Source organism: Salipiger mucosus DSM 16094 (assembly GCF_000442255.1).
GTDB classification, from domain to species: Bacteria; Pseudomonadota; Alphaproteobacteria; order Rhodobacterales; family Rhodobacteraceae; genus Salipiger; species Salipiger mucosus.
In genome coordinates this window covers 213,140-226,378 of the sequence record NZ_KE557273.1, presented here as the reverse complement: position 1 = coordinate 226,378, position 13,239 = coordinate 213,140, and the positions used below count along the sequence as shown (strand labels likewise).

The following is a 13,239-nucleotide window of genomic DNA, read 5'->3' as shown; positions in this document are numbered from 1 at the left end:
GCTCACCCCCAGAGCCCCGGCGCCGAGGGATGCACCCCCGCCTCGTCGAAGACCAGCGGCTCGGGCCGGTCCTCGGCCAGCAGCAGCGGCCCGTCGAGGTCGGTCACCAGCGCACCCTGCGCCACCAGCAGTGCCGGCGCCATGGCCAGCGAACTGCCCACCATGCAGCCCACCATGACGTCATAGCCCTGGACCGCGGCCTCCTCGCGCAGCAGAAGCGCCTCGGTCAGCCCGCCGGTCTTGTCGAGCTTGATGTTCACCACGTCATACTTGCCCTTGAGCCCGGGCAGGCTCTCGCGGTCGTGGCAGCTCTCGTCGGCGCAGACCGGCACCGGCCGCTCCATCCCGATGAGCGCCTCGTCGTCGGCCGCCGGCAAGGGCTGCTCCACCAGTTGCACGCCCAGCCGCACGAGGTGCGGCGCCAGCTCGGCATAGACCTCGGCCGACCAGCCCTCGTTGGCATCCACGATGATCCGTGCCTCGGGCGCGCCCGCGCGGACCGCCTCCAGCCGGGGCATGTCGTCGGGCGTGCCCAGCTTGATCTTCAGGAGCGGCCGATGGGCGTGCTTGGCGGCCTGGGCCTTCATCTTCTCCGGCGTGTCCAGCGAGAGCGTGTAGGCGGTGATCTCCGGCCCCGGCGCCGGCAGCCCGGCCAGCTGCCAGACGCGCTTGCCCGCCGCCTTGGCCTCGAGATCCCACAGCGCGCAGTCCACCGCGTTGCGCGCCGCCCCGGCCGGCAACAGCCGCTGAAGCGCCTCGCGCGTCACGTCACCGGGCAGCCCGGCAATCTCGGCCTCGACGCTGTCCAGCGTCTCGTCGTAGCGCGCGTAGGGCACGCATTCGCCCCAGCCGGTCACGCCGTCCCGCGTGACCCGGACGGTCAGCACCTCCGCCGCGCTGCGGCTGCCGCGCGAGATCGTGAACACCTCCGCCAGCCGGAAGACGTCACGCGTCACCTCGATCATCGGACCCGGTCCTTCTTCTTGTTCCAAATACGCAAAAGCGCCCTCGGAGCCGCGCCGCGCCGGATGCGGCGCGCGCGGCCCCGGGGCCGTGGCCGGCCTCAGACGCCGTCCAGAGCCTCGGCCAGGCGCGCCGCGCCGTGGCGGAAGGGATCGACCGTGGGCAGGCCCATGCGGTCCTCGATCTCCTTGCAGTAGGCCGCGGCCTCGTCCTCGCCCATGTGCTGGGTGTTGATCGAGATGCCCACGACCTTGCAGTCCGGGTTCGCCACCTTCGCAAGCTCGAGCGCCACGTCGCGCACCGCCTCGAGCGAGGGCAGCTGGTAGCCCGGCAGGCCGCGCATGTGCGTGCGCGTGGGCTCGTGGCACAGGATCAGCGCGTCGGGCTGCCCCCCGTGCACAAGTGCCATGGTCACGCCGGAATAGGACACGTGGAACAGGCTCCCCTGCCCCTCGATCACGTCCCAGTGGTCGGGATCGTTGTCGGGCGTCAGCCACTCGACCGAACCCGCCATGAAGTCGGCGATCACCGCGTCGAGCGGCACGCCGTCGCCGGTGATCAGGATGCCGGTCTGGCCCGTGGCGCGGAAGCTGGACTTCTTGCCCGCCTCGCGCAGCGCGGAATCGAGCGCCAGCGCGGTGTACATCTTGCCGACCGAGCAGTCGGTGCCCACGGCCAGCACCCGCTTGCCGGTGCGCTTCTCGCCGTTGGCGATGGGATACTGCACCTCGGGGATGCGCACGTCATGCAGCGTGCGGCCCGTCGCCCGGGCCACGGCGGCAAGGTCTTCCTCGTCGCGCAGCAGGTTGTGCAGCCCCGACGCAAGGTCGAAGCCCTCTTCCAAAGCCTCGATCAGGACCTTCTTCCAGGCCTTGCTGATCACGCCGCCGCGGTTGGCCACGCCGATCACCAGCGTCTTGGCGCCGGCGGCCTTGGCTTCGGCCAGGGTCATGTCCGGCAGCTTGAGGTCGGCCTTGCAGCCCTCCAGACGGAACTGACCGACGCAGTTCTCCGGCCGCCAGTCCTTGATCCCCTGCGCCACCTTCGCGGCGAGGGGGTCCGGGGCGTCTCCGAGGAAAAGCAGATACGGCGTCTCGATCATTGCGGGCTCCCTGTGTTTGGATTCGTGCGCCATCCTGCATGCTGCAGCGCGCAATTCCCTTCCGAAATAGGGCGGAATTCCGAGTTTTCCGCCGAAATCGGCGGCATTTCCGGAACGACGCCGAAGAATCGTGCAATCCGTCCCATCGGCATCGCGCCATGGCAGCCATAGGCCCTTCCCGGATTTCGCTTGCGCAGCAATGCGCAATTTACTACCGATCCACCCGAAGAAAACGCAACATTCTTAACGACCGAGGTCCGACATGAGCTTCCGCATCCAGCCCGCCCCGGCGTCCCGCCCGAACCGCTGCCAGCTGTTCGGCCCCGGCTCGCGCCCCGCCATCTTCGAGAAGATGGCCGGCTCGGCGGCGGACGTCATCAACCTCGACCTCGAGGATTCGGTCGCCCCCGACGACAAGGCGAGCGCGCGTGCCAACATCGTCGAGGCGATCGGCGACGTGGACTGGGGGAAAAAGACCCTCTCGGTGCGCATCAACGGGCTCGACACGCCCTACTGGTACCGCGACGTGGTCGACCTGCTGGAGCAGGCCAGCGACCGGCTCGACCAGATCATGATTCCCAAGGTCGGCTGCGCCGAGGATCTCTACGCGGTCGACGCCCTGGTCACCGCGATCGAGACCGCCAAGGGCCGCACGAAGCGGCTGAAGTTCGAGGTCATCATCGAATCCGCCGCCGGCATCGCCCATGTCGAACAGATCGCCGCCGGATCGCCCCGGCTCGAGGCGATGAGCCTCGGCGCCGCGGATTTCGCGGCCTCGATGGGCATGTCGACCACCGGCATCGGCGGCACGCAGGAAAACTACTACATGCTGCACGAGGGCCAGAAGCACTGGTCCGACCCCTGGCACTGGGCGCAGGCCGCCATCGTCGCCGCCTGCCGCACGCACGGCGTGCTGCCCGTGGACGGCCCCTTCGGCGACTTCAGCGACGACGAGGGCTTCCGCGCGCAGGCGCTGCGCTCGGCAACGCTGGGCATGGTCGGCAAATGGGCGATCCACCCCAAGCAGGTCGCGCTCGCAAACGAGGTCTTCACCCCGTCGGACAAGGCCGTGAGCGAGGCGCGCGAGATCCTCGCCGCCATGGAGGAGGCCAAGGCCAAGGGCGAAGGCGCCACGGTCTACAAGGGCCGGCTCGTGGACATCGCCTCGATCAAGCAGGCCGAGGTGATCGTGAAACAGGCCGAGATGATCGCGGGCCACTGAACCCCGAAAGGACAGCTTGACCGGTGGCGTGCGGCGGGCGCAAGCTCGCCGCACGCCTTTCGTTTCGACCCTTTTCCGGATCAAGCCATGTTCAAGTTATTCCTGACCGCGGCGGCCCTCGCGCTGCCGACGCTGGCCACGGCCGACGTGACCCCCTTCAAGACCCCCTCGGGCAACATCGAGTGCTACATCGGCACCGGCGAGGGCCCGCCGGACCTCACCTGCACGATCCACCAGTTCAGCGGCACGCCCAACGTGCCGCGCCCGGCCTCATGCAACGGGCCCTGGGGGCATACCTACATCCTGCTGGCGCGCGGCCGGGTGCGGATGGAATGCGGCGGCCCTGGCGGCAAGAACACCGCCCCCGGCGTCGACGTGGCGCCCTACGGCGTCTCGGCCGACTGGGGCGGCATTTCCTGCCACTCCGCCAGGACCGGCCTGCGCTGCCAGAACGCGGACGGCCACGGCTTCCACCTCTCGCGGCGCAACCTCGGGGTCTTCTGAGGGCCGGGGCTCAGGCCCCGGCTTCGCCGTCCCTGTCCACGTCGACCCGGAAGGTCTGGGTCGAGCCGTCCTTGGCCTCGCCCAGGTAGATGGTCTGGTGCGGGAAGGGGATCTCGATCCCGCGGGCGTCGAAGACACGCTTGAGATGCGCGTTGTAGGCCCGGCCAACGCCCCACTGCGTGCCTGGCAGACACTTGATCCGGGCGCGCATGTTGACCGCGCTGTCGCCGAAGCTGTTGACCCCGAACCACTCGAGGTCGTCGATGATCGAGGCCGCCTGCTCGGGATCGGCACGCAGGTCCTCGAAGGCGTCGAGCATGGCCTGCTTCACCTCCTCGACATCCTCGCGGTAGGCCACGCCCATGTCGCAGACGTGGTAGGCGAAATCGCGCATGTAGTTGGTCACCATGTCGACCGAGGAAAACGGGATGACGTGGAACGAGCCGGCGAGGTCGCGCAGGCTGACCGAGCGGATCGTCAGACGCTCGACCACGCCCGAGGTGCCACCCACGGTCACCACGTCGCCCACGTTCATCGCGTTCTCGAACTGGATGAAAATGCCGGTGATGATGTCCTGCACCATCTTCTGCGCACCGAAACCGATGGCCAGGCCCAGCACCCCGGCAGAGGCCAGAAGCGGCGCGATGTCGAGCCCCACCTCGGCCAGAACGAACATCAGCGTCACCACGATGAGCGCGATGGTCGCCGCGTTGCGCAGCAGCGTCAGCAGCGTCTGTTCGCGCGCGGTGGCGACCTTGCCGACCTCGGGATTGAGCCGGTAGTCGACCCAGGAGGTCATGGCGATCCAGACCGCGAAGGAGATCACGAGGATCGTGGCGACCGCCGCCAGCGTGCCGGTCAGCTGCAGGCCGATCCGGCTGGCGAGCCAGAGCTTGAGGTCGATCAGGCTGATCGAGTCGAGCGCCAGCAGCACCACGAGTGCGAAGATCACCAGCCGCAGCACGAAGAGCGCCTTGGGCACGAAGCGATTCAGCCGCGACTCGAGCAGCGGCAGGCGCTGCGTCACGCTCTCGGGCAGATGCACGCCGCGTGCCATGGTCCGGCCCATCATGCCTGCAACGGCGATCCCCGCCAGCGCGATGCCCAGCACCTGGGCCGAGCCGATCATCGACTGGAAGGCGGCGTTGCCGGGGCGGATCAGCACCAGCAGGAACATCACCAGCAGGTAACCGACCGCGGGCCAGTGCCAGTGCCGCGCGAGCCAGGCCAGCGGCTCGCGACGCCTGCGCTGCCGCGTGTGTGCCTGCTCATCCTCGAGGTCGACGCCCGCCTCGGGCTCGATCCGCGCCTCGGGGTCGAGACTCCTCGTTCGCCGGGCGCGCAGCGGTTTCGGCCCGAGGCTCCGCCGCAGCGGGGGCGGTACGGCGGCGGGAACCGAGCATCCAGTCAGTCACCGCGCGACGGTTGCGCAGCACCAGCCAGATCGCCAGCGCGAGCACCGCGAAGGCGATCAGCGAAGAGACGGCGCGCCCCGCGGCGAAGGACACGTTCGAGTTGATGACCGGCACCACCAGCAGCTGCCCGTAGCCCACGAGCCCGACGATCAAGTTCAGCCGGGTCGCGAGATAGCGCGCGGCACCATCCGTCACCGGAAGGGGCCGCAGGTTCGCCGCCGACGGCGAGAGCACCATGCGCACGACCACCTTGGTCATCTCGACCAGCAGGAAGGCGTTGAGGTAAAGGGTCTGACGTATGCCGATCTGGCCGAACTCGCCCAGGAACAGCACCGCGATCGCGTAACCGACAGCCCAGGCCACGATCACGATCCCGGCATCGATCAGGGCCGAGGCCAGGAACAGCACCACCGTGCGAAGCGCGCCACCGTCGCGGGCCGAGGCGCCCATGCGCGCGTAGAGCGCCTTGCCCAGCCGTCGCAGCACGATGTAGACGACCACCGTGCCGGCGATGATGAGCGCGAGATCCCGCAGCGCGTCCAGCAGCACGCCCAGCTCGGCGCCGCTGAGACCGTCGAGCACGCCCGAGGACCGCGAGAGCTGCGCCCAGGTCGTGGTCAGGCGGCCCGCGATGCCCTCGGCCACTTCCTGCGTGATCAGCGCCACCTGCCGGCCGAAGGACAGGTCGTCGGGGGGCGGTGCGCCCGGCGCCATCTCGTCGACGACCTCGCCCGGTGTCACCGCCTGGCCGTCCACCGCGCGCAGCCGCTCGATCAGCTCTGCGCGCGCGGTGTCGTCCTCGATCACATCGATCAGCAGATCGACATCCGAGCGCGCCTCGGCCGCCTCCGTGGCGGCGGCGTCCTGCGCTGCGGAGGGTGTGGCGACGACGCCGAGCCCGACAAAGGCAAACAGGAAAATCGCGAAAAGGCTGTGCAGGGCGCGTGACACCATGTCCGTGGCTCCGTTGGTCGGTCGTCGATCTTGGCGCGGGCGCCGCGACAAATTCGAAAGGTATATCCGAATTGCATGTCCGGTCTCCGAGGAGCAACCCCGCGGCCAAAAGCAAGATTATGTCGCCGCGCCCGCATGGCAAGCGCGGGTGCGCGGCCCCTTGCCGCAGCGTCCGCACATGGATACATAGACCCGATACCGCAATCAGGGGGAGCCACCATGCCAGCCTACCGTTCCCGGACCACCACCCACGGCCGCAACATGGCCGGCGCGCGCGGCCTGTGGCGCGCCACGGGCATGAAGGACGGAGACTTCGGCAAGCCGATCGTCGCCATCGTCAACAGCTTCACCCAGTTCGTGCCCGGCCACGTCCACCTCAAGGACCTCGGACAGATGGTCGCCGGCGAGGTCGAGAAGGCCGGCGGCGTCGCCAAGGAATTCAACACCATCGCGGTCGATGACGGCATCGCCATGGGCCACGACGGCATGCTCTACTCCCTGCCCTCGCGCGAGATCATCGCCGACAGCGTGGAGTACATGGTCAACGCGCACTGCGCCGACGCCATGGTCTGCATCTCGAACTGCGACAAGATCACCCCCGGCATGCTGATGGCCGCGATGCGCCTCAACATCCCCGTGGTCTTCGTCTCGGGCGGCCCGATGGAGGCCGGCAAGGTCGAATGGGAAGGCACCGAACGGGCGCTCGACCTGGTCGACGCCATGGTGGCCGCCGCCGACGACAAGTATTCCGACGCGCAGGTCTCGGCCATCGAGGAAGCCGCCTGCCCGACCTGCGGCTCCTGCTCGGGGATGTTCACCGCCAACTCGATGAACTGCCTGACCGAGGCGCTGGGGCTCTCGCTGCCGGGCAACGGCTCGACGCTCGCGACCCACTCGGACCGGCAGCGGCTGTTCGTCGAGGCGGGCCACCTCATCGTGGACCTGGCCAAGCGCTACTACGAACAGGAGGACGCCACCGTCCTTCCGCGCAACATCGCCACCTTCAAGGCCTTCGAGAACGCGATGACGCTCGACATCGCCATGGGCGGCTCGACCAACACGGTGCTGCACCTGCTGGCCGCCGCGAACGAGGGCGAGGTCGATTTCGATATGTCGCACATCGACAAGCTGTCGCGGCACGTCCCCGTCTTCTGCAAGGTCGCGCCCGCCAAGGACGACGTCCACATGGAGGACGTGCATCGCGCCGGCGGCATCATGGCCATCCTGGGCGAGCTCGACCGTGCGGGCCTCATCGACACCTCGGTGCACACCGTCCACGCCGAGACCATGGCCCATGCGCTCGACCGCTGGGACGTGGCGCGCACCAACTCGGAGACCGTGCACGACTTCTACCGCGCGGCCCCGGGCGGCGTGCGCTCGACCACGGCCTTCTCGCAGTCGATGCGCTATGACACGCTCGACCTCGACCGTCAGAACGGCGTGATCCGCGACTACGACCACGCCTTCTCCAAGGACGGCGGGCTGGCCGTGCTCTTCGGCAACATCGCCGAGGAAGGCTGCATCGTGAAGACCGCAGGTGTCGACGAGTCGATCCTGACCTTCTCCGGCCCCGCGCGCATCTTCGAGAGCCAGGACAGCGCCGTGAGCGCGATCCTGACCGGCAAGGTGCACAAGGGCGACATCGTGCTGATCCGCTACGAGGGGCCGCGCGGCGGGCCGGGCATGCAGGAAATGCTCTACCCGACATCCTACCTGAAATCGAAAGGTCTCGGGAAGGACTGCGCGCTGGTCACCGACGGCCGCTTCTCGGGCGGGTCCTCGGGCCTCTCGATCGGCCACGTCTCGCCCGAAGCGGCCGAGGGTGGCGCCATCGGCCTCGTGGAAGAAGGCGACACCATCGAGATCGACATCCCCAACCGCAAGATCAACCTTGCCGTGGACGATGCCGTGATCGCCGAGCGGCGCCTCGCCCGCGACGAGAAGGGCTGGCAGCCCGACGAAAAGCGCAAGCGCAAGGTGTCGAAAGCGCTCAAGGCCTATGCTGCGCTAACCACCAGCGCCGCCAAGGGCGCCGTGCGCCAGATCTGATCGCTTAGGGTTCCGGGCCTGCCCCCCGGGACCCGGCTCAGCCCTCCGGGGCCCCGACCGGACCGCCGGTCGCCTCGACCCATCCGCCATCACGCACCCGGAAATGCCGCGTGCCCTCGGGTACGAAGCGCCCCTGCCGCGCGACCATGCGCGTGACGTCCGCCGTGTCCGCGTCCAGATCGAGCAGGGCGAAGTCGTTGTCCTGCCCACGCAGCCGCGTCGACAGCCCCGTGCCCACGTGAACCTGCAGCACCTGCGCGCCGTGCTTGGCCGACAGGAAGGGCTCGGTGCGCCAGCGGTGCAGGTGCCCGGACAGCACGAGGTCCGCGCCGCAATCCGACAGCCGCTCCATCGCGCGTTCGGCGTCGCGCATCAGCGTCTTCTTGATGTCGGCGTCCTGCTCGAAGGGGTGATGCGCCAGCACGACCTTGATGCCCTCGTGCTCGGAAAAGACCCGCGAGACGGTGCGCATCTGCAGCCAGCGCACGCGGCCCGACTGCCAGCGGAAGCGGTTGACGGTGTTCAGCCCGACGACCACCAGCCCGTCCTGCACGTGCACCGGGCACAGGTCGTCGCAGATGAATTCGCGATACCGCCTCCAGGGGCGAAAGAAGCGCTGCCACAGGTTGTCCAGCGAGATATCGTGGTTGCCCGGCACCGCCATCCAGGGCGCCTCGATCCGCTCGAGAAAGGCTCGCGCCGCGCTGTACTGCCGTCGCCGTGCGCGCTGGGTGAAATCGCCGGTCACCGCGACGAGGTCGGGCTTCGCGGCGTTCACCGCCTCGATCAGGGCATGACGCAACGCGTGGTCGGTCCGGCCAAAGTGCAGATCCGAGACATGCGCGACCCGTTTCATCCGTCCTCCGTATCGTCCCCGGGCACCACGACCTGCAGCGGGCGTTCGCGCAGGCGAAAGCGCACGGGCGCGCGCATCAGGCTCTTTTCGCCGTCGCGCGCCACCAGCGCCCGCTTGCGCCCTGTGTCCACCAGAATGTCCTCGCCCGTCATCAGGTCGAAGTCCTCGCCGCGCGCGGCCCAGCCGTTGGCCAGCCGCAGCGCGTGGCGAGCCAGCGCGCCGCGCGTGTCCGCGCGCGACGTCAGCATCGCGAACCGTCCCGCGCGCACCTCGTCGGCGCCGTCGAGGTTGAACTGCTCGAGTTGGAAAGCGCTGTTCGCCACGAAGGCCAGCGGCGTGCGCAGGCGCGTCTCCTCGCCGTCGCGGTTGATGCGCAGTTTCATCGGGCGGCGGAAGCCCGAGAGCGTCAGCACGACCGACCAGTAAGCCGCGATGCGCGAGCGTCCCCAGCGGTTGTAGACGCCCTCGCGCTTGTTGAGGATCAGCGGGTAGAGCCCGAGGCTCGCGTTGTTGAGAAAGACCTCGCCGTTGACCTCGCCCAGCCGGACCCCGCGCTTTTGCCCGGTCGCGAGCACCCGGACGGCGCCGGCCATGTCCTCGGGGATACCAAGGCCCCGCGCGAAGTAGTTGAAGGTGCCCTGCGGGATCACGCCCATGGGCGCGTCGGCGGCGTGACAAGCCTCGGCCACGGCGCAGATCGTGCCGTCGCCTCCCGCCGCGACCAGCATCTTGCAGCCGCGATCCAGCGCCCGGCGCGCCGTTTCGCCCAGTGCGCGGCCGGGTTGGGGCGTCAGGATGTGGGCCTGCAGCCCGTTCTCCGACAGCAGCGTCTCGAGCCGGGCCCGGCGCGAGGTGCCTTCTGGATGGTCTCCGGACTTCTCGTTGAGAATCACGCAGACGTTCTGGTCTGACGACACGGGCGCGGCTCCTGGCTGTTCCGCGGATCAACGCCCCTGCCGTCAGCCGGTTCCGCTGCGCTGCAGCTCAGGCGGGTGCCGCAACGGCACTGCGCAGCCGGGCCAGGCCCGCCTCGAGCAGGGCCGACGCGCCCTCGGCGTCCGGTGCCTCGACGTAGAGCCGCAGCTCGGGCGCGTTGCCCGAGGGGCGGACGTGCACGACACGGCCGTCGGTCATGGTCATGCGCACCCCGTCGGTCAGGTCGACGCCGGACTCCGTGCCTCCCAGCGCGCCGAGGAAGTCGGCGCGGGCCGCTGCGTCCTCGGCCAGCGCGGCCACGACGGGGCGCGACCGCTCCTGCGGGACCTCCTGCAGGCGGTCGGCCACGGTCACGACCGGTGGCTCCTGCGCGATGCGGGCCGAGACCGGCCCGCCCTGCGCCGCGATCAACGTCATCACCAGCGGCAGCACGCAGTCGCGCGTCGGCAGCGGCTCGAAGGAACCGATGGGCCCCTGCGCGGCAAAGCCCAGAAGGAAACCGCCGTTGGCCTCGTAGCCCACGACCTTGCCGCCCGCCTCGTCCATGCCCGCGATCACGAAGGGCGAGCCGATCTGCGTGCGACGCACCGCGCCAAAGCCCTTTTCGGTCACGCCGCTGTTCGAGGAGATCGGCGTCACCACCGTGTCCGCGCCCAGTGCCTGCGCGGTGATCTGCCCCAGGATGTCGCCCGGCACGATGCGCCCCTGCTCGTCGGCAAGCAGCGGGCGGTCGGAGTCGCCGTCGGTCGAGACCAGCGCGTCGAGCCGATGCTCGGCCACCCAGTTCGCGATCTGCACGCGCACCTCCGGGTCGACCGCCTCGGTGTCGACGGGAATGAAGGTCTCGGACCGGCCCAGCTCGATCACCTCGGCGCCCAGGCCGGAAAAGACCTGCGCCATGAGGTCGCGGCCCACGGCGGAATGGGTGTAGAGCCCGATGCGCCGCCCCGCCAGCGCGCCCGCGCCACAGGCCGAGACATAACGCTCGACGAACCGCGCGCCGACCTCGACATCCGCTTCCGGCGCGGGGCCGGTATCCGTTGCGGGCGCCGTGCCCAGCGCGGCGGTGATCGCCTGTTCGTCGGCCTTGGTGATCTCGCCCCGGGCGGAATAGAACTTGAGCCCGTTGCGGTCGGCGGGAATGTGGCTTCCGGTCACCATCACCGCGCCGGCCCCGTGCCGGCGCGCCGCCAGCGCCAGCGCCGGCGTCGGCACCTCGCCGCAGTCGATGACGCGCAGCCCCATGCCCGCCGCGGCCTGGATCACGTCGTCCGCGATGCGCGGCGACGAGGGGCGCAGGTCGCGCCCGACGCAGACCGTGCCGCCGGTGTCGCAGGCCGCGGCGAAGGCGCGGACGTGGTCCGCCACCAGCTCGGGCTTCAGTTCGGTCACAAGGCCGCGCAGGCCGCTCGTTCCGAATTTCGGTGCCATGTCGATCAGAATCCCTTGCGAAAACGCGCAGTTGTCCGGCCGCAGGGCGGCCCTGAACGCCTTCTACAGCGGGTGCGCAAGCGATGACACCGCAAACCGAACGAACGGCTGGCCTCAGCAGCGCGGAACCCCCATCCTGATCAGCTCCGCGCCACTCAGGATCGCCTGGTCGTCCGTCAGGAAACGTGCGTAGCGCATGAACCACCGGCGCAGCGGCGCCGGATAGTGGGCCGCCATCGCCCGAGACCAATGGTCGAAGCGGTGATGAACGATCGGTCCCGAGCGGTAGTAGGGCCCATGAAAACCGAAGCGCGTGCGCGGGCTGACGCAGACATTGCGGGCGCCGAGGTACACGGTGCAGGCCGAATGACAGTATCGCCCCCGGATCTCGACCCGCCGCCCGGAGGCCCGCAACCGCGCGACCAGCTCGAGACGCGGCCTGAGCCGCCCGCCGGGATCGTCGCCGACGACGAAGGGCGCCCATCGCTCGCGGGCCGGCGTAGCGGCCTGCGCTGTCGGCACGGAAAGCAGGGCAATGGACAGGAGGACAAGACAACCGGCAAGACGCATGGCGGCCCCTATAACTGGAACAGAATCGGAACATTACTGACGCCATAGGAAACAGGCCCGGCTGAAGAGCCGGTTAAGGCGCGCCCTCGCGGAGCGCGCAGCGCTTGCCCCGGGGCGAGAGAGCCTCACATAGTCGTGAGAGAGCCCGCCACCGGGCGATGAAACGGCAGGGAGATCCGGACCATGAGCGACGCCGCACCGGCCAAGATGCGCACGCGCGACCTGGGCGCCCGAGAGTGGGTGCGCGCCGCCTGGCGCACCTGGATCCGAATGGACGAACGCAACCTCGGACTCGCCGCGGCCGGGGTGGCCTATTACGCCTTCCTGTCGCTTTTCCCCGCGATGAGCGCGGTCATCGCGATCTGGGGCTACTGGGCCGATCCTGCAGTGATCTCGGAACAGATGGACCTGGTGCGCGACCTGGTGCCGGAAGGGGCCTGGTCGCTCATCTCGGACCAGGTGACCAAGCTCGTCAGCACCAATCGCTCGACTCTGCAATGGGCCTCGGTCTTCTCGATCGTGCTGGCGATCTGGACCGCGCGGATCTCGGTCGCGGCGCTGATCCGCGGACTGAACGCGGTGCACGACCGGCCGCACCGGCCCAACGTCTTCCTGCGCGTCGCGGTGGCCTACGCGCTGACCGCCATGCTCATCGTCGTGGCACTCGTGGCCTTCGCCGCCGTCGTGATCGTGCCGGCCGCGCTGGCCTTCCTCGGACTGCCCGGCGAGGTCGAGCTCGCCGTCGAGGCGATCAAGTGGGTCGTGCTGCTGTGCATCGTGTTTTTCGCGACGGCGCTGGTCTATCGCTACGGGCCGAACCGTCGGCGCCAGCGCATGCGCTGGTTCACGCCGGGTGCGGTGATGGCGGTCCTGTGCTGGTCGGCCGGCTCCTTCGCGCTGGCAACCTACGTGCGCAATTTCGACCGCCTGAACGAGGTTTACGGCTCCCTCGGTGCAGTGGTGGCGCTGCTCCTGTGGTTCTACGTCAGCGCACTGATGACCCTGCTCGGCGCGCAGTTCAACGGCGAACTCGAACGCATCGCGCGCGCCCGCGCGGACGAGCCGGTCCCGGCCAAGGAGCCCCCGTTGGGCACCGTGCAAAAAAACCTGAAATCGGCAGGAACCGCGGCCGCCCGGGCGTGTTGTGTTGCCAAGGACGCTGTTCTGTCCTGTCCCTGACTAGACCGCAAACCTGTCCCGACTTCCCTCGTGCGGTCTGGCACGTACGGCCCCGCCC

General features: G+C 69.2%; 12 protein-coding genes. 4 read left to right on the top strand and 8 right to left on the bottom strand.

Annotation, left to right across the window (positions count from 1 at the left end; genetic code table 11):
• Positions 1-2: 2 nt before the first annotated feature.
• The gene (gene dgcA / locus SALMUC_RS01165) at positions 3-965 is read right to left on the bottom strand and encodes an N-acetyl-D-Glu racemase DgcA (protein WP_020040933.1); all 963 of its coding nucleotides are present in this window, start codon (positions 963-965) and stop codon (positions 3-5) included.
• 98 nt (positions 966-1,063) lie between these two features.
• Complete coding sequence (gene dgcN, locus SALMUC_RS01160) at positions 1,064-2,065, bottom strand: N-acetyltransferase DgcN (RefSeq protein ID WP_020040934.1); 1,002 nt, start codon at positions 2,063-2,065, stop codon at positions 1,064-1,066.
• Positions 2,066-2,327: 262 nt separating this feature from the next.
• Between dgcN and SALMUC_RS01155 the strand changes: the two genes are divergently transcribed.
• On the top strand, positions 2,328-3,287 hold the full coding sequence (locus SALMUC_RS01155) for an L-malyl-CoA/beta-methylmalyl-CoA lyase (RefSeq protein ID WP_020040935.1): 960 nt from the start codon (positions 2,328-2,330) through the stop codon (positions 3,285-3,287).
• An 87-nt stretch (positions 3,288-3,374) separates the two neighbouring features.
• Positions 3,375-3,791 (top strand): DUF6636 domain-containing protein, encoded by a 417-nt coding sequence (locus tag SALMUC_RS01150; RefSeq protein WP_020040936.1) that lies wholly within the window; start codon positions 3,375-3,377, stop codon positions 3,789-3,791.
• A 10-nt stretch (positions 3,792-3,801) separates the two neighbouring features.
• On the opposite strand, the gene SALMUC_RS31635 is transcribed toward SALMUC_RS01150, so the two are convergent.
• Together SALMUC_RS31635 and SALMUC_RS31630 are read right to left on the bottom strand one after the other, a co-directional pair.
• Positions 3,802-4,968 (bottom strand): mechanosensitive ion channel domain-containing protein, encoded by a 1,167-nt coding sequence (locus tag SALMUC_RS31635; RefSeq protein ID WP_021119682.1) that lies wholly within the window; start codon positions 4,966-4,968, stop codon positions 3,802-3,804.
• A 91-nt stretch (positions 4,969-5,059) separates the two neighbouring features.
• Complete coding sequence (locus SALMUC_RS31630) at positions 5,060-6,160, bottom strand: hypothetical protein (protein WP_021119681.1); 1,101 nt, start codon at positions 6,158-6,160, stop codon at positions 5,060-5,062.
• Between the two features lie 219 nt (positions 6,161-6,379).
• Here SALMUC_RS31630 and ilvD point away from each other — a divergent pair, with 219 nt between their 5' ends.
• On the top strand, positions 6,380-8,209 hold the full coding sequence (gene ilvD, locus SALMUC_RS01140; protein WP_020040937.1) for a dihydroxy-acid dehydratase: 1,830 nt from the start codon (positions 6,380-6,382) through the stop codon (positions 8,207-8,209).
• Between the two features lie 37 nt (positions 8,210-8,246).
• Here ilvD and SALMUC_RS01135 read toward each other — a convergent pair whose 3' ends face one another.
• The 4 genes from SALMUC_RS01135 to SALMUC_RS01120 form a co-directional block, all read right to left on the bottom strand.
• Positions 8,247-9,065 carry a metallophosphoesterase family protein gene (locus SALMUC_RS01135; RefSeq protein WP_020040938.1) on the bottom strand — a complete coding sequence of 273 codons (819 nt, stop codon included), beginning with the start codon at positions 9,063-9,065 and terminating at the stop codon, positions 8,247-8,249.
• On the bottom strand, positions 9,062-9,982 hold the full coding sequence (locus SALMUC_RS01130; RefSeq protein WP_020040939.1) for a diacylglycerol/lipid kinase family protein: 921 nt from the start codon (positions 9,980-9,982) through the stop codon (positions 9,062-9,064). Before SALMUC_RS01130 ends, SALMUC_RS01135 begins: the two co-directional genes overlap by 4 nt.
• Positions 9,983-10,049: 67 nt before the next feature.
• The gene (locus SALMUC_RS01125) at positions 10,050-11,432 is read right to left on the bottom strand and encodes a phosphomannomutase (protein ID WP_020040940.1); all 1,383 of its coding nucleotides are present in this window, start codon (positions 11,430-11,432) and stop codon (positions 10,050-10,052) included.
• 114 nt (positions 11,433-11,546) lie between these two features.
• A complete protein-coding gene (locus tag SALMUC_RS01120) occupies positions 11,547-12,002 on the bottom strand; it encodes a hypothetical protein (protein WP_020040941.1) in 456 nt (151 codons plus the stop codon).
• 183 nt (positions 12,003-12,185) lie between these two features.
• On the opposite strand from SALMUC_RS01120, the gene SALMUC_RS01115 reads away from it, so the two are divergent.
• Complete coding sequence (locus SALMUC_RS01115) at positions 12,186-13,181, top strand: YihY/virulence factor BrkB family protein (protein WP_021119680.1); 996 nt, start codon at positions 12,186-12,188, stop codon at positions 13,179-13,181.
• Positions 13,182-13,239: the final 58 nt, after the last annotated feature.

What these genes read in the sequence shown, in the direction of transcription:
- dgcA (WP_020040933.1), bottom strand. Translation starts at nt 965, where the DNA reads ATGATCGAGGTGACGCGTGACGTCTTCCGGCTGGCGGAGGTGTTCACG.
- dgcN (WP_020040934.1), bottom strand. Translation starts at nt 2,065, where the DNA reads ATGATCGAGACGCCGTATCTGCTTTTCCTCGGAGACGCCCCGGACCCC.
- SALMUC_RS01155 (WP_020040935.1), top strand. Translation starts at nt 2,328, where the DNA reads ATGAGCTTCCGCATCCAGCCCGCCCCGGCGTCCCGCCCGAACCGCTGC.
- SALMUC_RS01150 (WP_020040936.1), top strand. Translation starts at nt 3,375, where the DNA reads ATGTTCAAGTTATTCCTGACCGCGGCGGCCCTCGCGCTGCCGACGCTG.
- SALMUC_RS31635 (WP_021119682.1), bottom strand. Translation starts at nt 4,968, where the DNA reads ATGTTCCTGCTGGTGCTGATCCGCCCCGGCAACGCCGCCTTCCAGTCG.
- SALMUC_RS31630 (WP_021119681.1), bottom strand. Translation starts at nt 6,160, where the DNA reads ATGGTGTCACGCGCCCTGCACAGCCTTTTCGCGATTTTCCTGTTTGCC.
- ilvD (WP_020040937.1), top strand. Translation starts at nt 6,380, where the DNA reads ATGCCAGCCTACCGTTCCCGGACCACCACCCACGGCCGCAACATGGCC.
- SALMUC_RS01135 (WP_020040938.1), bottom strand. Translation starts at nt 9,065, where the DNA reads ATGAAACGGGTCGCGCATGTCTCGGATCTGCACTTTGGCCGGACCGAC.
- SALMUC_RS01125 (WP_020040940.1), bottom strand. Translation starts at nt 11,432, where the DNA reads ATGGCACCGAAATTCGGAACGAGCGGCCTGCGCGGCCTTGTGACCGAA.
- SALMUC_RS01120 (WP_020040941.1), bottom strand. Translation starts at nt 12,002, where the DNA reads ATGCGTCTTGCCGGTTGTCTTGTCCTCCTGTCCATTGCCCTGCTTTCC.
- SALMUC_RS01115 (WP_021119680.1), top strand. Translation starts at nt 12,186, where the DNA reads ATGAGCGACGCCGCACCGGCCAAGATGCGCACGCGCGACCTGGGCGCC.